Origin of the sequence: Pseudomonas moraviensis (assembly GCF_900105805.1) — a bacterium.
Taxonomy (GTDB): Bacteria; Pseudomonadota; Gammaproteobacteria; order Pseudomonadales; family Pseudomonadaceae; genus Aquipseudomonas; species Aquipseudomonas moraviensis_A.
Genome location: NZ_LT629788.1, coordinates 629,645 through 653,063, shown reverse-complemented (window position 1 = coordinate 653,063; position 23,419 = coordinate 629,645). Strand labels below are relative to the sequence as shown.

Below are 23,419 nucleotides of genomic sequence, written 5' to 3'. Positions count from 1 at the left end.
TTGCGTCATCCTCGCGGACTTTTTGCCTCTACGCTTCAGAGGCCAACGCCCTGACAGCGGAGTGTCCCGTGTTTGCAAATCTGTTGATCATTCTCGCCTCGTCCCTGGTGGTGATTGCCCTGTTCCGGCGCCTGCGACTGCCACCGGTGCTGGGCTACCTGTGCGTGGGATTAATGGTCGGGCCGAACGCGTTCGACTGGGTCAACGAGAGCGAACATCTGCCGGATGTCGCTGAGCTGGGCGTAGTGTTCCTGCTGTTCTCGCTGGGCCTGGAGTTTTCCCTGTCGAAGATGATTGCGCTGCGTCAGGTGGTGTTTCGCCTCGGCAGTCAGCAGGTGCTCATCAGCACAGCCTTGCTCGGCACACTGTTGATGGGGCTGGGCATGCCGATGATGCCAGCGCTGTTGCTTGGTGCCGGTCTATCGCTGTCATCCACGGCGATTGTGACCAAGGAGCTGGGCAGTCTCGGTGAAGTGTTCAGCAGCCACGGCCAGAACGCGGTCGGCGTGCTGTTGTTTCAGGACGTCGTCGCAGTGTTGCTGCTGACACTGGTGCCCGTGTTCGCCGGGACCAGCGAGCAGCCCTGGTACTGGGCCTTGCCGTTGACCCTGGGCAAAACCGTGGTGCTGTTCTTCGGCCTGCTGCTCGCCAGTCGCTGGTTGCTGCCAAGGCTGTTTCATGAAGTGGCGGCGTCACGCTCGGCGGAGCTGTTCGTCCTGCTGGCACTGATGATCGTGCTGCTCACCGCATGGCTCACGCACTTGTTGGGCCTGTCGCCAGCCCTCGGCGCCTTTCTGGCCGGCATGTTGCTCGGGGAGAGCCATTATCGGCACCAGATCGAAGCCGACATCCGGCCTTTTCGCGACATCCTGCTCGGCGTGTTCTTCGTCAGCATCGGCATGCTGATCGACCTGCAATTGTTCGTCAGTCACAGCCTGTTGATCATCGGCCTGACGCTGGGACTGATGTTGGTCAAGGGCATCGTGGTGGCGCTGCTGGTGAAGTGGCGTGGCAGCGACAGCGAAACCGCGTGGCGCAGCGGTCTGGCGCTGGCCCAGGGCGGCGAATTCTGTTTTGCCTTGATGGCGCAGATGCAACAGAACAGTTTGCTGCCGGCCGAACCGGGTGCCCTGCTGCTCGCGGCGACGTTCTGTTCGATGCTGCTCACGCCGCTGCTTTTGCGCGCAGCGCCGCGCCTTGCCGCCGTGCTGCACCGCAAGCCCAATCAGGAAGCGCAGATCGAACAGATCAGCGCGCTCAACGCCGATCTCGACCAACATGTGGTGATCTGCGGCTACGGTCGCGTTGGCCAGTCCATCGGACGCTTCATGGGCAATGCCGGGCAAGCCTATGTCGCGCTGGACAACGACCCGGTGCGGGTACAGGAAGCCGCTAGCGGGGAAAGCGACGTGCATTACGGCGACTCGGCGCGTGGCGACCTGCTTACTGCCGTCGGCCTGCTACGCGCGAGGCTGCTGGTGATTGCCGTGGATCAAAGTGATGTGGCGTTGCGCATCCTCCGCGAAGCGCGCCGACTCAACCCACAGGTGCCGATTCTGGTGCGCACCCGTGACGACAGCCAATCGGCCGAGCTCAGAGCCGCCGGCGCCACCGAGGTGGTGCCGGAGCTTCTGGAGTCGAGCCTGATGCTCGCTTCACACGCACTGATCATGCTTGGCCTGCCAGCGCATCAGGTGCAGGAGAAAGTCGATCAGGTGCGCATCGATCGCTATCGCCTCCTCCACGGTTTCTACCCCGGAGCCAATGATGAGGAAATCTAGTCCTGACTCACCGCGCCGATCTTGTGCAGCGACAGGTCGGCGCCGTAATACTCTTGTTCCTGACTCAGGCGCAGCCCATGCAGAGCCTTGATCGCGCCGTAAACTACAAAGCCGCCGACCAGCGCCACCACGACGCCGAGCACGGTGCCGATCACCTGGCTGATCAGACTCACCCCGCCCAGACCTCCCAGCGCAGTCTGGCCGAAAATGCCGCAGGCAATTGCGCCCCACACGCCACACACGCCGTGCAGCGGCCATACGCCGAGGACGTCATCGATGCGCCATTTGACTTGAGCAGCGGTAAAGCACCAGACAAACAAGGCTCCGGCAATTGCCCCCGTCACCAGTGCGCCGACCGGGTGCATCAGGTCGGATCCGGCACAGATCGCCACCAGACCGGCCAACGGGCCGTTGTGCAGAAAGCCCGGGTCATTGCGCCCGACGATCAACGCCGCGACGGTGCCGCCGACCATGGCCATCAGCGAGTTGACGGCGACCAGGCCACTGACACCTTGCAGCGTCTGCGCGCTCATCACGTTGAAGCCGAACCAGCCGACAATCAGGATCCACGAGCCCAGTGCCAGAAACGGGATGCTCGATGGCGCAAATGCGACCAGCCGACCATCGCGATAACGACCATTGCGCGGCCCGAGCAACAACACGGCGGCCAACGCCAGCCAACCGCCCATGGCGTGCACCACCACCGAGCCGGCGAAGTCGTGGAATGCGGCGCCAAACTTCGCCGCCAGCCAGCCTTGCAGGCCGAAGTTGCCGTTCCAGACCAGGCCCTCGAAAAACGGATAGATGAAGGCCACGATCAGCGCCGTCGCGCACAGCTGCGGGACGAAACGCGCGCGCTCGGCAATACCGCCGGAAATGATCGCCGGGATCGCGGCAGCGAAGGTCAGCAGAAAGAAAAACTTCACCAGTCCATAGCCATGGTCGGCGCTGAGCACCGCGGCGGGTTGCATGAAGGTCACGCCATAGGAGATCCAATAGCCTATAAAGAAATAGGCCAGGGTCGAGACGGCGAAATCGCTGAGGATTTTCGACAGTGCGTTGACCTGATTCTTCTGCCGGACCGTGCCAACCTCCAGAAAGGCGAAACCGGCGTGCATCGCCAGTACCATCACCGCACCGATCAGAATGAACAACGTGTTGGAACTGTGAACCAGCGTGTCCACAGCGCTTTGCAGATTTTCCATGAGGAGGCAGACCTGAAGGCTAAAAAGGCACCAAAGCGGTTCATGGGGACATTTCATGCACCAAGTTGCGCCCCGTCAGTCATCCTTCCACAAATGGGATGAACTGATTTGGCGCACTGTTGATGTCCGATCACGAACCGCAAGCAGATGAATTGGATTTTTTCGCCCGGCAACAGCGCACGGATACCAAGCGACGCACCACGACACAGCAAAAGTTGTACCAGGCATTTGCACTGAACCTTCACGCAAGGCTCATACTCGAACGCTTCAAAGCCACCTACGGAGATCCACCAATGGCCAGCATCAAGGCAAAGACTGCTCAAGAAATCCTGATGAACGACTTCCAGACTCTGGTTGCCGACACCGAACGCTTGCTCGAGCACACCAAGACCCTCGCTGGCGATCAGGCCGATGAGCTGCGCGCCCAGATTCATGACAGCCTGCTGCGCGCCCGCGAGACCCTGAAAGTGACTGAAGACACTCTGCGCGAACGCGGTCAGGCGGCGGTTACCGCTACTGAAGACTATGTGTCCGCCAACCCATGGCAATCGGTGGGCATCGCTGCCGGCGTCGGTTTTCTGATTGGCCTGCTGGCTACTCGGCGCTGATCATGTCGATCGGTGAATCCGGCCCGACTGCGGGCACCGCCTCCTCCACGCGTCGTCTCGGCGCCGCCGTTCTGGGCCTGCTGCACAGTCATGTCGAGTTGTTCGGCATCGAATTGCAGGAGCAGAAATCACGCACCGTCAGCCTGCTGCTGTTTGCCGGTCTGGCGCTGGTGTTTGCCCTGCTCTTGCTGGTGGGCCTGTCGACGCTGGTGATGATCATCTTCTGGGACACCTACCGTCTGGCAGCGATCATCGGCCTGTGCGTGTTCTACACGCTGGCGTCAATCTTCTGCGGCCTGCGCCTCAAAGCGGCGATTTTCGACGAGTCCTCGCCTTTCCACGGCACGCTCGAAGAGCTGGCCAACGACCGGGAGCGCCTGCTGCCATGAGCCTGCCTGAACTTCCGCACAACAGCTCGCGCCGGGAAATGCGCAAGGCCCTGATCCGCCTGCGCATGGAAATGCACCGTCAGGAAATCCGCCACGAAACCGCGCAAGTGCTGCAACCCTTGCAGCGCATGCGTGGCATGAAGCAGAACGTGCAGGACGGTTTCGGCATCAAGCATGCGCCGTTGTGGGGCGTGGCGGCGGTAACGCTGCTGGGTTTCCTGACCGGCAAAGGCTCGAAACGCAGCGGCGGTGGCGGTCTGACCCGCCTGCTGCGTCTCGGCACCACGCTCGGACCGCTGATCAAACTGGTCATGCACAGCTCGGGCAAACGCTGAGTCGGTCTCTCTGGCTACAATCTTGCAATAGCGCCGGGATGAATCTCCTTATCGGGGGATTCAATCCCGCGTGCCTATCCGGCAAACGCGGCCAACGAACAATAAGATTAAGGACTTGCCGTGATCGACGGGCAACCGCTCGCCTGCTTTCAGCCTTTCATTGACACCGCCACCGGACGCATTGCAGGCGTCGAAGCACTCGGCCGCTTGCGTCACGGCGATGGTCAGTTGACCTCGGTCGGACCGTTATTCGCCGATCCGCGCACCCCGGCCACGGCCCTGCGTCGTCTCGACCGGCAGATCCGTGATCATGCCTTGAGCCGCCTGCATGAGGCACCGCCAGAATGGTTTCTCAGCCTCAACATGTCGCCGCGCTGGATCAGTCGCCTGCGTGCGGATCAGGCCTTGCCCAGTCTCAAGCAGTTGGCCCGGAACAAGGTTGATCCGCAGCGCATCGTGTTCGAAATCACCGAGCTGGGTGGCAACAGCGAACGTTTGTCACAGGTGGTCGGACGCTACCGCGACGCAGGCGCGAGAATCGCCATCGATGATTTCGGCGCTGGCTATTCGCAGCTGGATCGGGTGCTGGCCCTGCAACCGGACATTCTCAAGCTCGACATGCGCCTGTTCCAGGCAGCGGCCCTTGGTGGCCCGAGCAGCGATGTGGTCAAAGCACTTGCGCAAATGGCCGAGAAAACCGGCTGCTGGATCATCGCTGAAGGTGTCGAAACCGAAGCGCAGCTCAATTTCGCTCTGGAATGCGGCTCGCGCTACGTGCAGGGTTTTCTCTTCGCCCGTGCGCAGGAAGATTTCTTCGCTACGGACGCTTTCGTCGCGCACTTCGCTCAACTGCGCCAGCGCTATGTGAAGCAGAAACTCAGCGAGCGCGGACGCCTGATGCAGATGCGCCAGCAGCTCAGTGAGTTGATGGCGATTCTGCAGCAATGGGCGCAGGCCCGCGCTCCGCTCAGCGCACTGCCAAAGCTGCAGGCGTTTCCCTGGCTGCTGCGCTTTTATCAATGTGATCGTCACGGCACGCAACTGACGCCCAACCTGGAATGGCGACACGACGGCTGGTTCGCCGATGATCGCTACCTGGGGCACAACTGGTCGTGGCGACCCTACTTCTATCATCTGCTCGCCGAAGGCTGGGAAGAACGCCGCCTGACCCTGTCGAGTACTTATCGCGATGCCACCAGCAACCAGTATTGCCTGACCGCCGGGCAATTCTTCGATAACGGTGAACGCTTGCTGTTGATCGATATCGATGCGGCGGGCCTGTAGTTCTGCTTGCAGGCACGGGGCCGAACCGGGAAGCTAGGGCGATCAGTCATCAGACGGAGAGAATCAGCCTTGGATTGGCCTACCCTGCTCAACCGCGAACGCCTCGGCAAGCCGCTGCACAGCCCGCAAGAACTTGGCCGCAGCCCTTTTCACAAAGACCATGACCGCATCATTTTCTCCGGTGCCTTCCGCCGCCTCGGGCGCAAGACCCAAGTGCATCCGGTCACCAGCAACGATCACATTCACACGCGCCTGACCCACTCGCTGGAAGTCAGTTGCGTAGGCCGGTCGCTGGGCATGCGCGTCGGCGAAACCCTGCGCAGCGCGCTGCCGGAGTGGTGCGACCCCGCCGACCTCGGCATGGTGGTGCAGTCGGCCTGCCTGGCTCACGACATCGGTAACCCGCCGTTCGGCCATTCCGGCGAAGACGCCATTCGCCACTGGTTTCAACAAGCCGCCGGGCGCGGCTGGCTCGATGGCATGAGCGAAGCCGAGCGCGGTGACTTCCTCAATTTCGAGGGCAATGCTCAAGGCTTTCGCGTGCTGACACAGTTGGAATATCACCAGTTCGATGGCGGCACCCGCCTGACCTACGCGACGCTGGGCACCTATCTGAAGTACCCGTGGACCGCGCGCCACGCTGACTCCCTTGGCTACAAGAAACACAAGTTCGGCTGCTACCAGAGCGAACTGCCGCTGCTCGAACAGATCGCTCACAAGCTCGGCCTGCCACAACTGGAAGATCAGCGCTGGGCACGCCATCCATTGGTATATCTGATGGAGGCAGCCGACGACATCTGCTATGCGCTGATCGATCTCGAAGACGGTCTGGAGATGGAGCTCCTGGAATACGCCGAAGTCGAATCGCTGCTGCTCGGACTGGTTGGTGACGACCTGCCGGAAACCTATCGCCAGCTCGGCCCGCAGGATTCCCGACGGCGCAAGCTGGCGATCCTGCGCGGCAAGGCCATCGAGCACTTGACCAACGCGGCGGCGCGGGCCTTTGTCGAACAACAGGACGCCCTGCTTGCGGGCACGCTGCACGGCGATCTGGTCGAACACATGCACGGGCCGGCGAAACGCTGCGTGTTGAACGCCAAGGACATTGCCCGCAAGAAAATCTTTCAGGACAAGCGCAAGACCTTGCACGAAATCGGCGCGTATACGACGCTGGAAATCCTGCTCAATTCGTTCTGCGGCGCCGCGCTGGAGCAACACAACGGCCGCACGCCGTCGTTCAAGAGTCGGCGCATCCTCGATCTGCTCGGTAATAACGCCCCGGACCCGCGGGGGTCGTTGCACAGCTCGTTTCTGCGCATGATCGATTTCATCGCCGGCATGACCGACAGCTATGCCAGCGACATGGCGCTGGAAATGACCGGCCGCTCCAGCCACTGAGTCTGCTGCATCCAGTCGGGCGGGCACCGTGACCGACTGGATACAACCAGCTGCCCCCGCGATCATTCAGAAAACGCCGTGCTGGCCAGGGCAGCGCGTGAGCTGATATCGGAAAAGATAAACACCACGACGGCGCACTGTTAAACCCATATTTAAACACTTGCAAAATTATCAAAGCCCAACACTTGCAAACTCTGACAAGCCAACAGTGAAGTCCTGCCAACCCCGCACTTCCTTACGTCAAACCTAATTTTAACGTAGTCCCTTTCCTTATTACGCGTAGGACTAATCCTATAAGGTAGTCACGACACTGCCAGTCCATGCGAGTGCTCACGCATCTGAGCTAAGGTGCGCGCTTTATTCATGCTTGCATGGGACTCTATTTATGAACTCCGTTTTTATTGTGGACGACCATCCGGTTATCCGTCTCGCCGTCCGAATGCTGCTGGAACATGAAGGCTATAAGGTCGTCGGTGAATCCGATAACGGTGTCGATGCCATGCAAATGGTCCGCGAATGCATGCCTGACCTGGTCATCCTGGATGTCAGCATTCCCAAGCTGGACGGCCTCGAAGTGCTGGCCCGCTTCAACACCATGGGTTCGAATTTCAAAATTCTCATTCTGACCGCGCAATGTCCAACGCTGTTCGGGATTCGCTGCATGCAGTCCGGTGCCTCCGGTTATGTCTGTAAACAGGAAGATCTGAGCGAACTGGTCAGCGCAATCAAAGCGGTACTCTCCGGTTATAACTACTTCCCCAGCCAGGCACTTAATCCGGTGCGCTGTGACGACATCCGTTATGTCGAACTTGAATTATTCAAATCCGTCAATGATCGCGAATTGATGGTGCTGCAGTTATTTGCCCAGGGCCGTACCAATAAAGAAATTGCCAAGGGCATGTTTCTAAGTAACAAGACGGTGAGCACGTATAAAAAACGCCTGATGCAAAAACTCAAGGCCAGATCCCTTGTAGAACTTATCGAGATGGCCAAACGCAACGCTCTTGTGTGAGACCCTACATGCCCAGCCGTTTAAAGGACTATCTAATCGCCTGGAGCGCAGGTCTGTGCCTGAGCGCCAACGCATCTGCCATGCCAGGCGTCTCACCGGACTACGCCTTGCTCAGTCGCTCGGCCAGCGAAGCCGTCCAGGTTGTCTTGCAGCCTGCTCAGCGGCAATGGCTGCAGAGTCGCAGCGAACTGGTGCTGGGAACCTCCGCACCTGACTACCCGCCATTCGACATGACCGTGAGCGGCAAGGACTACGAAGGACTCACCGCCGACTACGCGGGCATCCTCGGCCAGGCCACCGGCTTACCGATCAGGGTGCAACGTTTCCCCTCCCGCAACGCTGCCATTCGCGCCCTGGTCGACGGCCAGATCGACCTGCTCGGCACAGCCAACGGCTACGAAGCGGGCAACGCCAATCTGGCGTTCTCCAGACCTTACGCGGTCGATCAGCCAGTACTGGTGACCCGCGAGGATGAAACCCGCTCTCTGACCGAGGGTCTGGCCGGGCTGCGCCTGAGCATGGTTTATCACTACTTGCCACTGCCCGAGATCAGAGCGCTGTATCCCAAGGCGCTCATTACCTGTTATCCGTCCTACCAGAATGCAATCAACGCCGTGGCGTTCGACCAGGCCGATGTGTTTCTCGGCGATACCCTTTCCACCCACTACATGATCAACAAGGGGTATCTGAACAATGTCCGCATGGCCAACTTCGGCAAGCAGGAAGCGCAAGGGTTCAGCTTCGCCGTAAGGCGCAGCAATCCGCAACTGCTGGCCATTGTCGACACGGTGCTCGATGCCATTCCGGGCAGCCAGCGCGACGAAATCGGCAAACGCTGGAGCGCTGGCAGCGACCTGCTGCTCACCGACCGAAAACTGCAGTTGACCCATCGCGAGGAGAGCTGGCTCAAGCAGCATCCCGTAGTCAGCGTAGTGGTCAATGAAGCGTTCGCACCGTTGACCTTCTTCGACAGCGCCGGCAACTTTCGGGGCATCAGCGCCGATCTGCTCGAACTCATTCGCTTGCGCACCGGCCTGCGTTTCGAAATTCAGCGCAGTCGCAACGATGCGGAAATGATCAGACAGATCGACAACCACAAAGCCGATCTGATCGCCGCGCTGCTGCCAAGTGCCGAACGCGAAAAAACCCTGAGCTTCAGCCGGCCCTACCTTGAAAATTCCTACGTGCTGCTGACCCGCAAAAGCGCCGACGGCCCGACCAACCTGGCACAACTCAAAGGCAAGCGGCTGGCGATCGCCCAAGGCAATCCACTGGTCGATTACTTGCGGGAAGACTTCCCGGGCATTGAAGTGATCGAAACGCCCGACAGTTTCAGCGCGGTGTCGATGCTGGCTGAAAACCATGTCGACGGCGCCGTGAACTCACTGGTGATCGCCAACTACTTCATTTCATCGCGCATCTTTGCCCGGCCATTGCAGATCACCACCACCATCGGTACCGGTCAGGCCGCGTTTTCGCTGGCTACCGCCCGTGACAACAGCGAGCTCTCCTCGATCATCAACAAGGCACTGCTGAGCATTGCTCCGGAAGAACTGGGTGTGATCAACGGTCGCTGGCGTGGTTACTCCACCGCATCGCAGAACATCTGGCAAAACTATCAGCGCCTGTTCTATCAAGTCATCGCTGCCGCCGGCCTGATCCTCCTGCTGTTACTGACCTGGAACGCCTACATGCGCCATCAGATCAAACAGCGCCGCGCCGCCGAGCGCGCGTTGAACGATCAACTGGAGTTCATGCGATCTCTGGTCAACGGCACGCCGCATCCGATCTACGTGCGGGATCGCCAGGGTCTGCTGCAAAGTTGCAATGACAGCTATCTTCAGGCGTTCAACGCCAAGCGTGAGGACATCCTTGGCAAAGGGGTCATGCAGGGCACAGTGAGCAATGCTTTCGAGGCCCAGGCCTTCCACGCCGATTACCAGAGAGTCATCGCCGAAGGTACTGCGCTGATACTCGACCGCCCCCTGCACATCGGCAACCGCCGTCTGACGATTTACCACTGGATCCTTCCCTACCGCGACTCCAGCGGCGACGTCCAGGGCATCATCGGCGGCTGGATCGATATCAGTGAACGCCGTCAGTTGTTCGAGGAACTGCGCGCGGCCAAGGAGCAGGCAGACGAGGCAAACCGGGCCAAGAGCACGTTTCTGGCGACCATGAGCCATGAAATCCGTACACCGATGAACGCCGTGATCGGCATGCTTGAGCTGACCCTCAAACGCATCGAGCCCCAGCATCCGGATCGAGCATCCATCGACACGGCGTACCATTCGGCGAAGGATCTGTTGGGGCTGATTGGCGATATTCTCGACATCGCCCGCATCGAATCCGGGCGACTGAGCCTGTGTCCGGACTGGATCAACCTGGTCGACACGGTGACATCCGTGGCGCGCATCTTCGACGGTCTCGCCCGGCAGAAAAACCTCGCCCTGCAAGTCGTCTTCAATCCGCCGGACCCGGCCGTGGAGGTGCATCTGGATCCGCTGCGCTTCAAGCAGGTGCTGTCCAATCTGGTCAGCAATGCCATCAAATTCACCGACCACGGCCACGTGCGGATTACCCTGGACTTGATGACATCGGACGCAACCGGACGGGCTCTGATGCAATTGACCGTGCAGGACAGCGGTGTCGGGATCAGCGCCGAAGATCAACAGCGCCTGTTCGAACCGTTTGCCCAGGCACAAAATGGCAGTCGCCAGGCCACAAGCGGCGCCGGGCTGGGGCTGGTCATCAGTCGCAACCTGTGTGAAATGATGGGCGGACAACTGCAGCTCAACAGCCAGCCGGAACTGGGCACTCAGGTCTGCGTGTCCCTGCCACTGCAAATCCGTCCGGCAACGACACACCCAGCGAAAAGCGAGCCGGCGATCAAACCTGCAACGACGCCCCTGCATGTCCTTGTGGTCGACGACCATCCCGCCAACCGTTTGCTGATGTGCCAGCAGCTCGAGTTTCTCGGTCACCGCTTCAGCATCGCCGAAGATGGCCGCAGCGGCCTGGAACTGTGGCAGGCAGAGCATTTCGATCTGGTGATTGCCGACTGCAACATGCCCGTGATGAACGGATATGAGCTGACTCGCGCCATCCGCCAGTTCGAGCTGCAAAATCGTCGTCCGCCGTGCACCGTGCTGGGTTTCACGGCCAACGCCCAGCCAGAGGAAGTCCAGCGCTGCAAACTCGCCGGCATGAACGATTGCCTGTTCAAGCCACTGAGCCTGACCCTGCTCGGACAGTGGATCGACGGGATCACGCCAGCGTCTCCCGCATCGGTGTTCGACCTGCAGAGTTTGTGCCTGCTGACCGGCAGCAACCCGGCGCAAACACGCCGCTTGCTGGTGGAGCTGCTCAAAAGCAGCCGCCTCGACCGCCAGGAACTGCTCACTCTTTCGCCTGCCGATGATCGCGAAGGACTGACAGTAGTCGCCCACAAGATCAAGGGCGCGGCACGCATCGCCCAGGCATCGCGGCTGATCGAATGTTGCGATGCCCTCGAGGACGCTTGCCAGCAAGCGCTTCCCTCGCTGGAGATTGGCCGCCGATGGCAAGCAACCAGTCAGGCGATGCTCGAACTGGAGCAAGCCCTGCAACATCAATTGGCATTGGCCGACCAAGGCACAGTGAGCGAGTCTTAACTATGCTTGGGGCTGAGCAGTGAGTTAAACATTCATGGAGAGCCTGCAATGCCCAGCCCACTGCGCCCCGAGCAGCGCCGCTTGCCGCTGCACGTGCACATCAGCGTCATGTTCACTTTTCTTTTGTTGCTGACGGGCGTAGTGCTGGGCCTGTTCAATTACCGCCAGACCACGCAGATCATTCTGTCGAGCAGCGAGAAACTGTTCGATCGCATCGAACAGGATGTGCGCGATGACCTGCAGGCGACTTACCAGCCGATCCGCCATCTGTTGAGCCTGCTGGCAGATACCCCGGCGGCCCAGTCTGCTGATCTTGAGCATCGCCTGCCCTTGCTCAAGCCCTTCAGCCAGTCATTGGTCGACAACCCGGCGCTGGCTTCGCTGTATCTGGGTTACGCCAATGGCGACTTTTTCATGGTGCGGGCGCTGCGCACGGCGGCGCTCAAGGCCCAGCTGCAGGCGCCGGACACGGCGGTGTATCAGGTGTGGAGCATCGAGCACGATCCCCAAGGCGCCATACGCTCGCAATCACTGTTCTTTGATCAGGCCCTGACCCCGATCAGCCGCCGCGATCATCCGCAGGACGCCTACGATCCACGCAACCGGAACTGGTTCAGCGACGCCCTGCAACAGGCCGGGCAGATCACCACCGAACCCTACGTATTTTTCTCCACTCACAATGTCGGCACCACGCTGGCCCGGCGCAGCGGCGAGAACGCCGTGATTGGCGCCGACCTGACCCTCGCCTCGCTGTCGACCGCCCTTGGCAGGCACCGGGTCACGCCCTCTACGGAAATCGCGTTGTACGACACCGACGGCAATGCCGTGGCCTACCCCGACAGCCATCGCCTGATCGTCGACGACCGCTCGGCGCGGCTGGCCCGAGCGGCCGATCTGAGCCCCGAGCTGAACGCACTTTTCAGCGCAGGAGATATTGGCAAGCGCCTGCAGGTGAACGGCCGGCAATGGATCGTCGCCCGTACCGGCATTGAGGAAGGTGGGCCAAAAGGTCTGCAACTGGCGCTGCTGGTGCCGGAAGATGAATTACTGGCCGACGCTTTCCGCCTGCGCTGGCAAGGCGCGCTCATCACCCTGGCGATCTTGCTGCTGTGCCTGCCACTGGGCTGGGTGACTTCGCGGATCCTCGTCAAACCGCTGCATGCATTGGTCAAGGAAGCCGATGCCATTCGCAGCTTCGACTTCAACTTCCCACTGACCCGCCGCTCAGCCGTGCTGGAAATCGACCGATTGAGCCTGTCCATGGCGCGGATGAAGGACACCCTGGGCAGTTTCTTCCGGATCACCGACAGCCTGTGTGCCGAAACACGCTTCGCCCCGTTGCTTGAACGAGTGCTCTTCGAAACCGTGCAAATCGCCCAGGCTCAGGCCGGCCTGATCTATCTGCGTGAAGCCGACGGTGCCCGCATGGAACCTTATGGGCTGATCATCGATGGCGTACCGCAAGCACTGGAGGCGTTCGACATTCAGGGCCGTGAGCTGCATCAAAACAGCGGGCCAGCGTGGTTCGAACAATTGGCCAGCGCCAACAATACCGTTAGCCATCTGGGCTTCGATCAGGCTGGCGACTTGCAGAAAATCCTCCTGGCGATGCAGTCGCCACGCATCCACCTGATTGGTATCCGCCTGCACAACCAGCATGACGAAACCATCGGCCTGCTGATTCTGCTGGTCGATGACAGCGGTGCGCCGAGCGATCTGGAAAAACTGCGACCTGACCGCATCGCCTTTTTGCAGGCGGTGTCCGGCGCGGCGGCGGTGAGCATCGAAAGCCAGCGCCTGCAGGCCCGGCAGAAACAATTGCTCGATGCTTTCATCCAGCTGCTCGCCAGCGCGATCGACGCCAAGAGCCCGTACACCGGCGGCCACTGCCAGCGAGTACCGGAACTGACGCTGATGCTCGCCCAGGCTGCCGCCGCCAGCCAGGCGCCGGCGTTCAGTGCCTATCAGCCCAGTGAGGATGAATGGGAGGCGTTGCACATCGCCGCGTGGCTGCACGATTGCGGCAAGGTCACGACGCCGGAATACGTGGTCGACAAAGCCACCAAACTTGAAACCATCAACGACCGCATCCACGAAGTCCGTACGCGTTTCGAAGTGCTCAAGCGTGATGTCTGGATCAACTACTGGCAGACGTTGGCGAACGGTGCAGACGACGCTGCGCTGGCCCGCTCGCGTGACCTCGAGTTGATGACGCTGGACGACGATTTTGCCTTTGTCGCCCGCTGCAATCTCGGTGGCGAGGCCATGGCCGAGGCTGATCTGCAACGCCTTGACCAGATCGCGCTACGCCCCTGGCTGCGCACGCTTGACGATCGCCTTGGTGTGTCATGGGAAGAACACCGCCGCCAGGCGAAAACGCCTGCGCCCACGCTGCCCGTCAGCGAAAGACTGCTGGCCGACAAACCCGAGCATCTGATCGAACGCGACCCGAACGAACTGATCCCGGAAGACAATCCCTGGGGTTTCAAACTCGATGTGCCCGCATACAAGTACAACCGCGGCGAGCTCTACAACCTGAAGATCGCCCGGGGCACGCTGACCCGCGAAGAGCGCTACATCATCAATCACCACATGGTGCAGACGATCATGATGCTCAGCCGCCTGCCCTTCCCCGGCCACCTCGACAGCATCGCCGAGATCGCTGGCGGCCATCACGAAAAAATGGACGGCACCGGCTACCCGAAACGGCTGAAGCGCGAGCAGATGAGCCTGCCGGCGCGGATGATGGCGATTGCCGATATTTTCGAAGCGCTGACCGCCGCCGATCGCCCTTACAAGAAAGCCAAATCGTTGAGCGAGGCGCTCGGGATCATGGCGACCATGTGCCGCGAAGCGCACATTGACGCGCCGCTGTTCGGCCTGTTCATCAACGAGGGGGTGTACATGCAGTACGCGACGCGGTTTCTCGATCCCGCGCAAATCGACAGCGTGGACACGGCCAGCCTGTTGCACAAGGCTGGCCTCAGCGGTTGATCAGCAGTCGGTCAGGCGCAGGAAAATCGCTGCCAGCTGCTCGATGCCGGCCTGGTCTGCGGCGCCGAAACGCGCCAGCTTCGGGCTGTCGAGGTCAAGCACGCCAATCAGGCGACCGTCCTTGACCAATGGCACCACCAGTTCGCTGTTCGAAGCGCTGTCGCAGGCGATGTGGCCGGGGAAGGCATGCACATCTTCGACGCGCTGAGTCTGCAGACTGGCAGCCGCCGCGCCACACACACCACGCCCGAACGGAATGCGCACGCACGCGATCTGGCCTTGAAACGGGCCGAGCACCAGCTCTTCGTTGCGGTTGAGGTAGAAGCCGGCCCAGTTCAGATCATCGAGTTGGTTGAACAGGAACGCGGAAAACTGCGCGGCATTGGCGATGAAATCGCGCTCGTCCGCCAGCAGCGACTCCAGTTGGGCAGCCAACATACCGTAGCCTTCGAGGCCTTGGCCGCTGTGTTGCAAATCAATCATGCCTTGTGCTCCAGCAATTTCAGTCCCACCCAGTAGCGGGCGAATTGATACGCGCAACGTCCGTTGCGATTACCGCGGCCGGTGGCCCAGCGCACGGCGAGAATGTCCAGTGCTTCGTCGCGCTGCCAGCTCAGGCCGGCCTTGGCGGCCAACTGGCCGATCCAGTGTTCGACGACATTGAGGAAGTGTTCCTGGGTAAACGGATAGAACGACAGCCACAGACCGAAGCGGTCCGACAGGGCGATCTTGTCTTCCACCGCTTCGCTGGGGTGCAGTTCGCCGTCGACGCGCTTCCAGTTTTCATTGTCGCTTTCCTTTTCCGGCACCAGGTGGCGGCGGTTGGAAGTGGCGTACAGCAAGACGTTGTCGGGGGCCTGCTCGAGCGAACCGTCAAGCACGCTTTTCAGCACGCGGTAGTCGCCTTCGCCGGATTCGAACGACAAGTCATCGCAGAACAGCACGAAACGTTGCGGCAATTTGGCGACCTGCTCGACCACCCGTGGCAAGTCCGCCAGATGATCGCGCTCGATCTCGATCAGACGCAGGCCCGCGCCGGCATGCTCGGCCAGCAACGCCCGTACCAGCGAGGACTTGCCAGTGCCGCGCGAGCCCCACAGCAAAGCGTGGTTGGCCGGCATGCCATCGAGAAACTGTTGCGTGTTGCGGCCCAATTGCTCCAACTGACGGTCGACGCCGATCAGGTCCGACAGGCGCATGTCGAGGCTGACTTCCAGCGGCAGCAGATAACCGCTGCGCCCGTCACGCTGCCAGCGCGCCGCCAGACACGTATTCCAGTCAATGACAGGACGCGGTGCCGGCAACAGTGGTTCGATTCGCGCCAGAACCGACTCGGCGCGTTCAAGAAAAGCATTCAATCGGGAATCCACGTCTTCTCCTCGGGCACTTTCACAGTGATGATGACGATCCAGCGACCCTGCACAGATAGAATTGCCCGACCAAGCCTTGTTACAAGGCGATTCGGGAACCTCGGTATCCATACATGATCGACTATGCTTGAGCAGCGAAGGGAAACGGAAGTGGTTCAACACCTCATGGATATCAAATTCACCCACCGGCTGTCATACAAGCAAGCCAGGCTTACCGTGCTGGTCGGGTTCATTCTGGGCACCCTGCTCAGTCTGCTGCAGATCGGCATCGATTATGCCAGCGAAGACGCTTCCATCAACCGGGAAATCCTCGCCCTGCTGGAAATCAGCCACAACCCGGCCTCGCGCATCGCCTACAACATCGACGCCGAACTGGCGCAGGAACTCACCCTGGGCCTGCTGCGCTCGCCGGCGATCATCGCCGCGCAACTGATCGACAACAACGAGACCGTGCTGGCCAACGTCAAACGCCCGGAACTGCAGAGCAACTATCGGCTGATCAGCGACTTCCTGTTCGGCGCCAAGCGTCATTTCGAAGACCGCCTGTACCTCGACCACTTGCCCAATGAATCCCTTGGCGTCCTCAAGCTCGAAGTCGACACCTATGCCTTCGGCAGCCGTTTCCTGCGACGTGCAGAAGTCACCCTGCTCAATGGCTTCGCCCGCAGCCTGCTGCTGACCGGGATCCTGCTGGCGCTGTTCTACGTGATGCTGACCAAGCCACTGGTGCGAGTCATCCGCGAGCTCAGCGGCCGCGATCCACGCAGCGCCGAGCCGACCACGCTCGAGTGCCCCGCCGGCCACGGCAACGATGAAATCGGTGTGCTGGTGAAAGTCGCCAATCAGCAATTCGAGAACATCGCCACCGAAATCCAGCAACGGCGTACAGCGGAAAACCGCCTGACCGAATACCTCGCGCAACTTGAAGACATCGTCTCGGCGCGCACCGCCGAGCTCAAGGCGATCAACGCCCGTCTCAGCCAGTCCAACGAAGAACTCGAAGTGGCGCGCCGCACGGCGCTGGACATGGCCGAAGCGCGTTCGGCCTTTCTGGCCAACATGAGCCATGAAATCCGCACGCCGCTCAACGGCTTGCTGGGGATGATCGCGCTGTCGCTCGACGGCCCGCTGAACGCCGAGCAGCAGCAACAATTGTCGATTGCCCACGACTCGGGCAAGGTGCTGGTGGAACTGCTCAACGATATTCTCGACCTGTCGAAATTCGACGCCGGGCAACTGGAGCTGGAAAACATCCCGTTCGATCTCGGCTCGCTGATCGAGGACACGGCCAATCTGCTCTCACAAAATGCTGCGCCGAGCGTTGAGCTGACCTGTTTGATCGAGCCGCACTTCCCGGCCCTGGTGCTGGGGGATCCGACGCGAGTGCGGCAGATTGTCAGCAACCTTTTATCCAATGCGCTGAAATTCACCCGCTTCGGTCGGGTCGACGTGCGTTTGTCGGCGCACAAGCATGGCGTGCGCATCGAAGTCTGCGATACCGGCATCGGTATCGCCCAGGAAGCTCAGGTGAAAATCTTCCAGCCGTTCACTCAGGCTGGCGCTGGCATTACCCGTCAATACGGCGGCACCGGGCTGGGTCTGGCGCTGACGTATAACCTGTGCGAAGCCATGCAGGGCCGCTTGACCATCAGTTCCGAGAGCGGTTTCGGCAGCCAGTTCTGCGCCGATCTGCCCCTGCCAAGCCACACCCGCGCACTGGCGCCGGAGCCGTTACGCGGCAAGGTCCTGGCGATCACCGCCGCCAGCAGTGGTCTGGCAGAGCTGCTGAAAAGCCTGTTGCCGGTGTGGGGGCTGGAATACACGCAGCGCACCATCGATGACTCGCTGCTGGGCCTGAATCCTGACGTACTGATCACTGATTGCCCGGAGTGCCTGTTCGGTCTGCGCCCGAACATCACCGCACCGATTCTGCTGGTGACGGCTTACGGCAGTTTCCTGCCCAGCGAAGAAGCCGCCGCCCTCGCCCCCTTGCAGCAGCAAGCCCGGCCGCTGGCGCGCAACGCGCTCTATCAGCACCTGCGGCGGATTCTGCAACCGGATGTCGCCACCCTCAGTGAAACGCAAGCGGATGCCTCGCCGTCCACGCGTCGGGGCAAGGTGCTGCTGGTCGAGGACAACCCGGTCAACCAGTTGGTCGCCAAAGGCATGCTCGGCAAGCTAGGCTGCGATGTGGTGGTGGCGGGCCATGGCGCCGAGGCGCTGGACCAGCTGGAGTTTGCCGATTTCGATCTGGTGCTGATGGACTGCAACATGCCGGTGATGGATGGCTATGAAGCCAGTCGGCAGATTCGCCAGAGCGGACGCTGGCCGAATCTGCCGATCGTCGCGCTGACCGCCAATGCCATGTCCGAGGAGCGCGAACGCTGCCGCGCGGCCGGCATGAGCGACTATCTGGCCAAACCCTTTCGCCGCGAAGAACTCGCGGCGTTGCTCGATCAGTGGATGCCGACTACGTCAGCGCTTTGATCTGCCCCAGCAAGTGATCGAGGCCGGCGCGCAAGTCGTCGAGACGGTCGAGATCAACGCCGCTGTCGCATAACAGGCGCGCTTTCAGCGGCCCGACCTGTTCGCGCAGTGCTGCGCCGACAGGCGTCAGGCTCAAATGCACCTCGCGTTCATCGCGCTCCGAGCGCCGACGCTGGACCAGATCGATGTGCTCCAGCCGCTTGAGCAACGGCGTCAACGTGCCCGAGTCCAGCGCCAGACGTTCGCCGAGGGCTTTTACCGTCGGCTGCTCCGGTGCAGCGTCATGCCACTCCCACAGCACCAGCATCGCCAGGTACTGCGGGTAAGTCAGGCCCAACTGATCAAGCATCGGCTTGTAGGCGCGAATCACTGCCCGCGAGGCTGCGTAAAGCTTGAAGCACAACTGGCTGTCGAGCTTCAGCGAATCAACCGCCAGGCTCATTTCAGCAAGGCTTCGATCTCGTCGCTCAGATCCTGCGGCTTGGTCGTCGGGGCGAAACGCTTGACCAACTGGCCGTCCTTGCCGATCAGGAACTTGGTGAAGTTCCACTTGATGCCCTGCGAGCCGAGCACGCCCGGGGCGCGTTTCTTCAACTGCACGAACAGTGGATGAGCATCGGCGCCATTGACGTCGATCTTCTTGAACAGCGGGAAGCTGACGCCGAAATTCAGCTCGCAGAATTCGCTGATGGCGCCCTCAGTGCCCGGTTCCTGCTTGCCGAACTGGTTGCAGGGAAAGCCCAGCACCACCAGCCCCTGGTCCTTGTAGGTCTGCCAGAGCTCTTCGAGGCCTTTGTATTGCGGAGTGAAGCCACACTTGCTCGCCGTGTTGACCACCAGCACTGCTTTGCCAGCGAAGTCGGCGAGGGTCTTTTGCTCACCCTTGATGGTGGTGCAGGGGATATTCAGCAGGTTGTCGCTCATGAGATGGCTCCGCAATCGTGAGGAAAGGGCGAACATAACGAGCAATTGAATTGTGTGCAATTTAATTATTCGAAAAAAAGGCGACATCGCGTCGCCTGGTTCGGTTATTCGCGGGGCTCGAGATTCAGGCACACCGAGTTGATGCAGTACCGCAGGCCAGTCGGTGGCGGGCCATCCGGGAACACATGGCCAAGATGCGCATCGCAGCGCGCGCATTTCACTTCGGTGCGGATCATGCCGTGGCTGGTATCACGGATTTCGGTCATCGCGCTTTCGCCGATCGGCGCGTAGAAGCTCGGCCAGCCGCAACCGGAATCGAACTTGGTCGTGGAATCGAACAGTGGTTCATTGCAGCAGATGCAGTGGTAGACACCGTCGGTTCTGGTGTCGTTGTATTTGCCGGAGAACGGGCGCTCGGTGGCACTCAGACGGCAGACGTTGTACTGCTCGGGGTCGAGCATGGCTTTCCACTCTTCCAGGGTTTTCTGCAACTTTTCCATCATCACACCTCAGCGGCTGAAAAAGCCCGATCTGTACCTTTTCCACGGATCGGGCGGCACGTATGATTGCGCCTCGTCACGCGCCAGTCTGGCAGCCAGACCGGGCGCATTCAAACGGATTCTGAGCGCTCAAGCGACAGACCTCCGCCTGTGCGAAGACGCAGCAATCCCAGTACGGTTGTCCACTTGCCGCCTGGATCGTTCATTTTCGGGATCACATCGCCATGCAGTTCAGCAAATCGAACAAGCTCGCCAACGTCTGCTACGACATTCGCGGCCCGGTGCTCAAGCACGCCAAACGACTGGAAGAGGAAGGCCAGCGCATCCTCAAGCTGAACATCGGCAACCCGGCGCCGTTTGGTTTCGAAGCGCCGGACGAAATCCTCCAGGACGTGATCCGCAACCTGCCGACCGCGCAAGGCTACAGCGATTCCAAAGGCCTGTTCAGCGCGCGCAAGGCGGTGATGCAGTACTACCAGCAGAAACAGGTCGAGGGCGTCGGCATCGAAGACATCTACCTGGGCAACGGTGTTTCCGAGCTGATCGTGATGTCGCTGCAGGCGCTGCTCAATAACGGCGACGAAGTGCTGGTGCCTGCGCCGGACTATCCGCTGTGGACCGCCGCCGTCAGCCTCGCCGGCGGGAATGCCGTGCATTACCTGTGCGATGAAGGCGCCGACTGGTTCCCGGACCTGGCCGACATCAAGGCCAGGATCACCCCGAACACCAAGGCCATGGTGATCATCAACCCGAACAACCCGACCGGTGCGGTGTACTCGAAGGAAGTGTTGCTGGGCATGCTGGAAATCGCCCGGGCGCACAACCTGGTGGTGTTCTCCGATGAAATCTACGACAAGATCCTGTATGACGATGCCGTGCACATCTGCACCGCTTCGCTGGCGCCGGACCTGCTCTGCCTGACCTTCAACGGCCTGTCGAAATCCTACCGCGTGGCCGGTTTCCGCTCCGGATGGATCGCCATCTCCGGGCCGAAACACAACGCACAGAGCTATATCGAAGGCATCGACATGCTGGCCAACATGCGTCTGTGCGCCAACGTGCCGAGCCAGCACGCGATCCAGACCGCGCTGGGCGGCTATCAGAGCATCAACGATCTGGTCCTGCCCCAGGGCCGCCTGCTGGAACAGCGCAACCGCACCTGGGAACTGCTCAATGACATTCCCGGTGTCAGTTGCGTCAAGCCGATGGGCGCGCTGTACGCATTCCCGAAAATCGACCCGAAGGTCTGCCCGATCCATAACGACGAGAAATTCGTCCTCGACCTGCTGCTCTCCGAGAAGCTGCTGGTGGTGCAAGGAACGGCATTCAACTGGCCCTGGCCGGATCACTTCCGTGTGGTCACCCTGCCCCGCGTCGATGATCTGGAAATGGCCATCGGCCGTATCGGCAACTTCCTCAAGTCCTACCGCCAGTAATAGGCCAGCAGTGCGCAACGGATCAGCCGTTGCGTACTGTCTGATTCAGCAACACATCTTTGTTCCGCACCTTTGCAGCCCTTCTACACTTGCGATGCGAGGCGTGCAGACGTGTCCGACCTAATGGCAGCGGGGCGCGAAGCTGTGTCATCCGCATCGGAATTGAGAGTGGGAATTTTCTTTTTCCTCAGGAAACCGCTGTAGGACACAGTTTGAAATAGTCACTCGGTTGAATAGCCCGGTGCCGCACCTTATATACCCCGCAGTACGCTACATCTTTAGCTTGAGGAGAGTTCTACAACCATGATGCGCATCCTGCTGTTTTTGGCCACTAACCTGGCGGTCGTGCTGATAGCCAGCATCACCCTGAGCCTGTTCGGCTTCAACGGGTTCATGGCGGCCAACGGGGTCGATCTCGACCTCAGTCAGCTGCTGGTTTTCTGTGCGGTCTTTGGTTTCGCCGGCTCGCTGTTCTCGCTGTTCATCTCCAAGTGGATGGCGAAGATGAGCACCGGAACGCAAATCATCAGCCAGCCACGCACTCGTCATGAGCAATGGCTGCTGCAAACGGTCGAGCAACTGTCCCGCGAAGCCAGGATCAAGATGCCTGAAGTCGGGATTTTCCCGGCCTACGAGGCGAATGCCTTCGCCACCGGCTGGAACAAGAACGACGCGCTGGTCGCGGTCAGCCAGGGCCTGCTCGAGCGTTTCTCGCCCGATGAAGTGAAAGCCGTACTGGCCCACGAAATCGGTCACGTTGCCAACGGTGACATGGTTACGCTGGCACTGATCCAGGGCGTGGTGAACACCTTTGTGATGTTCTTCGCGCGGATCATCGGCAACTTCGTCGACAAGGTGATCTTCAAGAACGAAGAAGGCCAGGGCATCGCCTACTACGTCGCGACCATCTTCGCCGAACTGGTGCTGGGCATTCTCGCCAGTGCGATCGTCATGTGGTTCTCGCGCAAGCGCGAATTCCGCGCCGACGAAGCCGGCGCCCGCCTGGCCGGTACCAGCGCGATGATCGGCGCACTGCAACGCTTGCGCGCCGAACAGGGCTTGCCGGTGCATATGCCCGACACCCTGAACGCCTTTGGCATCAACGGTGGCATCAAACAGGGCTTCGCCCGCATGTTCATGAGCCACCCGCCGCTGGAAGAGCGTATTGACGCCCTGCGTCGTCGCGGTTGATTTGATCGCACTGAAAAAGAAGGCCCGCAGTGATGCGGGCCTTTTTTTGTGTCCGACGATTATGCGCTGGCAGTGCCAACCCTTTCGCGAGCAGGCTCGCTCCCACCTTTGGAATGCATTCCCCTGTGGGAGCGAGCCTGCTCGCGAAGACGCCGGACTGTTAACAAAAAACTATCTGGAAGAAACCCGATAAACCCGCTCCACCAACCACTCAGCCCCGCCCTGCAGAAACTTGGGGCTCTCAGCCAGAATATCCCGCTCTTCCAGCCTCTCCACCTGCCAACCTTGGCCCAGCAACCGCTGCACTTCACCATCGCTCACCGCAAACGGCGGCCCCGGGATCTGCGTCTGATCGTAATCCAGGGTAATCACCAACCCTTTCATCCCCTGCGCCAGCAACTGCTGCAGGTGCGTCGCGTAGCGCTCGCGCATCGCTTCCGGTAGGGCAATCAACGCGGCGCGGTCATACAACGCAGTGCAACCCGCGACATCCTCCGCCTTCAGCGCGAAAAAATCCCCGCACCAAAGTTCGACGGCATCACTTCGATAAACCTTGAACGCGCCCTGCTCGCTGATCTGCGGCTCAAGCTTGTGCTCAACGAAAAAATCCTCGACAGCCCTTTCCGCGAGCTCAACCCCAAGCACCTGATGCCCCTGCCCGGCAAGCCAGAGCAGATCCAGACTCTTCCCGCACAGCGGCACCAGCACACGCGCCGACGGTGCAATCGCCAGATCCGCCCAGTAGCGCTGCAAATACGGGTTGGCCTCGGGCTGGTGAAAGCCGATCTGGTTCGAATCCCATTTCTTGTACCAAAACTCAGGCTGCATGGATCACTCCCGAAAAACCGATGA

The 23,419-nt window shown here is 60.5% G+C and carries 19 protein-coding genes; 12 read left to right on the top strand and 7 right to left on the bottom strand.

The genetic code is table 11. The features are described 5' to 3' along the window. Window positions 1-68: 68 nt before the first annotated feature. Window positions 69-1,781 carry a cation:proton antiporter gene (locus tag BLU71_RS03155; RefSeq protein WP_083352274.1) on the top strand — a complete coding sequence of 571 codons (1,713 nt, stop codon included), beginning with the start codon at window positions 69-71 and terminating at the stop codon, window positions 1,779-1,781. Here the strand turns inward: BLU71_RS03155 and BLU71_RS03150 are convergent. Beyond that, window positions 1,778-2,986, bottom strand: a complete 1,209-nt coding sequence (locus BLU71_RS03150) for an ammonium transporter (protein WP_064361548.1) — start codon at window positions 2,984-2,986, stop codon at window positions 1,778-1,780. The genes BLU71_RS03155 and BLU71_RS03150 overlap by 4 nt on opposite strands. A 293-nt stretch (window positions 2,987-3,279) precedes the next feature. Between BLU71_RS03150 and BLU71_RS03145 the strand changes: the two genes are divergently transcribed. The 8 genes from BLU71_RS03145 (at window position 3,280) to BLU71_RS03110 (ending at window position 14,659) form a co-directional block, all read left to right on the top strand. Continuing rightward, window positions 3,280-3,594: a DUF883 family protein gene (locus BLU71_RS03145; protein WP_016770842.1), complete on the top strand. Its 315-nt coding sequence runs from the start codon at window positions 3,280-3,282 to the stop codon at window positions 3,592-3,594. Window positions 3,595-3,596: 2 nt separating this feature from the next. Further along, window positions 3,597-3,983: a phage holin family protein gene (locus tag BLU71_RS03140; RefSeq protein WP_008079909.1), complete on the top strand. Its 387-nt coding sequence runs from the start codon at window positions 3,597-3,599 to the stop codon at window positions 3,981-3,983. Continuing rightward, entirely contained in the window at window positions 3,980-4,318 is a 339-nt protein-coding gene (locus BLU71_RS03135; protein WP_042607865.1) for a hypothetical protein, read from the top strand. Before BLU71_RS03140 ends, BLU71_RS03135 begins: the two co-directional genes overlap by 4 nt. A gap of 120 nt (window positions 4,319-4,438) precedes the next feature. Then, window positions 4,439-5,602 (top strand): EAL domain-containing protein, encoded by a 1,164-nt coding sequence (locus tag BLU71_RS03130; protein ID WP_042607866.1) that lies wholly within the window; start codon window positions 4,439-4,441, stop codon window positions 5,600-5,602. A gap of 69 nt (window positions 5,603-5,671) precedes the next feature. Further along, window positions 5,672-7,000 (top strand): deoxyguanosinetriphosphate triphosphohydrolase, encoded by a 1,329-nt coding sequence (locus BLU71_RS03125; protein WP_042607867.1) that lies wholly within the window; start codon window positions 5,672-5,674, stop codon window positions 6,998-7,000. Between the two features lie 385 nt (window positions 7,001-7,385). Further along, on the top strand, window positions 7,386-8,012 hold the full coding sequence (locus BLU71_RS03120; protein ID WP_042607868.1) for a response regulator transcription factor: 627 nt from the start codon (window positions 7,386-7,388) through the stop codon (window positions 8,010-8,012). An 8-nt stretch (window positions 8,013-8,020) separates the two neighbouring features. Continuing rightward, window positions 8,021-11,665: a transporter substrate-binding domain-containing protein gene (locus tag BLU71_RS03115; RefSeq protein WP_083352273.1), complete on the top strand. Its 3,645-nt coding sequence runs from the start codon at window positions 8,021-8,023 to the stop codon at window positions 11,663-11,665. A 48-nt stretch (window positions 11,666-11,713) separates the two neighbouring features. Then, complete coding sequence (locus tag BLU71_RS03110; RefSeq protein ID WP_083352272.1) at window positions 11,714-14,659, top strand: HD domain-containing phosphohydrolase; 2,946 nt, start codon at window positions 11,714-11,716, stop codon at window positions 14,657-14,659. On the opposite strand, the gene BLU71_RS03105 is transcribed toward BLU71_RS03110, so the two are convergent. Beyond that, window positions 14,660-15,142: a GAF domain-containing protein gene (locus BLU71_RS03105; protein WP_042607871.1), complete on the bottom strand. Its 483-nt coding sequence runs from the start codon at window positions 15,140-15,142 to the stop codon at window positions 14,660-14,662. Beyond that, window positions 15,139-16,029, bottom strand: a complete 891-nt coding sequence (locus BLU71_RS03100) for an ATP-binding protein (protein WP_041478431.1) — start codon at window positions 16,027-16,029, stop codon at window positions 15,139-15,141. Before BLU71_RS03100 ends, BLU71_RS03105 begins: the two co-directional genes overlap by 4 nt. A 165-nt stretch (window positions 16,030-16,194) precedes the next feature. On the opposite strand from BLU71_RS03100, the gene BLU71_RS03095 reads away from it, so the two are divergent. Beyond that, a complete protein-coding gene (locus tag BLU71_RS03095; protein ID WP_042607872.1) occupies window positions 16,195-18,516 on the top strand; it encodes a hybrid sensor histidine kinase/response regulator in 2,322 nt (773 codons plus the stop codon). Here the strand turns inward: BLU71_RS03095 and BLU71_RS03090 are convergent. The 3 genes from BLU71_RS03090 to msrB all read right to left on the bottom strand — a co-directional run bounded on the left by BLU71_RS03090 (window position 18,500) and on the right by msrB (window position 19,940). Continuing rightward, a complete protein-coding gene (locus tag BLU71_RS03090) occupies window positions 18,500-18,958 on the bottom strand; it encodes a MarR family winged helix-turn-helix transcriptional regulator (RefSeq protein ID WP_083352271.1) in 459 nt (152 codons plus the stop codon). The two genes, BLU71_RS03095 and BLU71_RS03090, sit on opposite strands and share 17 nt — an antisense overlap. Further along, window positions 18,955-19,440 (bottom strand): glutathione peroxidase, encoded by a 486-nt coding sequence (locus BLU71_RS03085; RefSeq protein ID WP_083352270.1) that lies wholly within the window; start codon window positions 19,438-19,440, stop codon window positions 18,955-18,957. Before BLU71_RS03085 ends, BLU71_RS03090 begins: the two co-directional genes overlap by 4 nt. A 104-nt stretch (window positions 19,441-19,544) precedes the next feature. Continuing rightward, on the bottom strand, window positions 19,545-19,940 hold the full coding sequence (gene msrB / locus BLU71_RS03080; RefSeq protein WP_083352269.1) for a peptide-methionine (R)-S-oxide reductase MsrB: 396 nt from the start codon (window positions 19,938-19,940) through the stop codon (window positions 19,545-19,547). Window positions 19,941-20,164: 224 nt separating this feature from the next. Here msrB and BLU71_RS03075 point away from each other — a divergent pair, with 224 nt between their 5' ends. Together BLU71_RS03075 and htpX are read left to right on the top strand one after the other, a co-directional pair. Then, a complete protein-coding gene (locus BLU71_RS03075; RefSeq protein WP_042607876.1) occupies window positions 20,165-21,376 on the top strand; it encodes a pyridoxal phosphate-dependent aminotransferase in 1,212 nt (403 codons plus the stop codon). A 303-nt stretch (window positions 21,377-21,679) separates the two neighbouring features. Then, a complete protein-coding gene (htpX, locus tag BLU71_RS03070) occupies window positions 21,680-22,567 on the top strand; it encodes a protease HtpX (protein ID WP_083352268.1) in 888 nt (295 codons plus the stop codon). Between the two features lie 171 nt (window positions 22,568-22,738). On the opposite strand, the gene BLU71_RS03065 is transcribed toward htpX, so the two are convergent. Next, window positions 22,739-23,395, bottom strand: coding sequence for a thiopurine S-methyltransferase (locus tag BLU71_RS03065; RefSeq protein WP_065616894.1), 657 nt, complete (start codon window positions 23,393-23,395; stop codon window positions 22,739-22,741). Between the last annotated feature and the right edge of the window lie 24 nt (window positions 23,396-23,419).

Excerpts from the sequence above, each read along its gene's own strand:
- BLU71_RS03115 (WP_083352273.1), top strand. The coding sequence starts at position 8,021 with ATGCCCAGCCGTTTAAAGGACTATCTAATCGCCTGGAGCGCAGGTCTG.
- BLU71_RS03075 (WP_042607876.1), top strand. The coding sequence starts at position 20,165 with ATGCAGTTCAGCAAATCGAACAAGCTCGCCAACGTCTGCTACGACATT.
- BLU71_RS03145 (WP_016770842.1), top strand. The coding sequence starts at position 3,280 with ATGGCCAGCATCAAGGCAAAGACTGCTCAAGAAATCCTGATGAACGAC.
- BLU71_RS03135 (WP_042607865.1), top strand. The coding sequence starts at position 3,980 with ATGAGCCTGCCTGAACTTCCGCACAACAGCTCGCGCCGGGAAATGCGC.
- BLU71_RS03065 (WP_065616894.1), bottom strand. The coding sequence starts at position 23,395 with ATGCAGCCTGAGTTTTGGTACAAGAAATGGGATTCGAACCAGATCGGC.
- BLU71_RS03110 (WP_083352272.1), top strand. The coding sequence starts at position 11,714 with ATGCCCAGCCCACTGCGCCCCGAGCAGCGCCGCTTGCCGCTGCACGTG.
- htpX (WP_083352268.1), top strand. The coding sequence starts at position 21,680 with ATGATGCGCATCCTGCTGTTTTTGGCCACTAACCTGGCGGTCGTGCTG.
- BLU71_RS03090 (WP_083352271.1), bottom strand. The coding sequence starts at position 18,958 with ATGAGCCTGGCGGTTGATTCGCTGAAGCTCGACAGCCAGTTGTGCTTC.
- BLU71_RS03150 (WP_064361548.1), bottom strand. The coding sequence starts at position 2,986 with ATGGAAAATCTGCAAAGCGCTGTGGACACGCTGGTTCACAGTTCCAAC.
- msrB (WP_083352269.1), bottom strand. The coding sequence starts at position 19,940 with ATGGAAAAGTTGCAGAAAACCCTGGAAGAGTGGAAAGCCATGCTCGAC.
- BLU71_RS03085 (WP_083352270.1), bottom strand. The coding sequence starts at position 19,440 with ATGAGCGACAACCTGCTGAATATCCCCTGCACCACCATCAAGGGTGAG.
- BLU71_RS03140 (WP_008079909.1), top strand. The coding sequence starts at position 3,597 with ATGTCGATCGGTGAATCCGGCCCGACTGCGGGCACCGCCTCCTCCACG.
- BLU71_RS03120 (WP_042607868.1), top strand. The coding sequence starts at position 7,386 with ATGAACTCCGTTTTTATTGTGGACGACCATCCGGTTATCCGTCTCGCC.
- BLU71_RS03095 (WP_042607872.1), top strand. The coding sequence starts at position 16,195 with ATGGATATCAAATTCACCCACCGGCTGTCATACAAGCAAGCCAGGCTT.
- BLU71_RS03105 (WP_042607871.1), bottom strand. The coding sequence starts at position 15,142 with ATGATTGATTTGCAACACAGCGGCCAAGGCCTCGAAGGCTACGGTATG.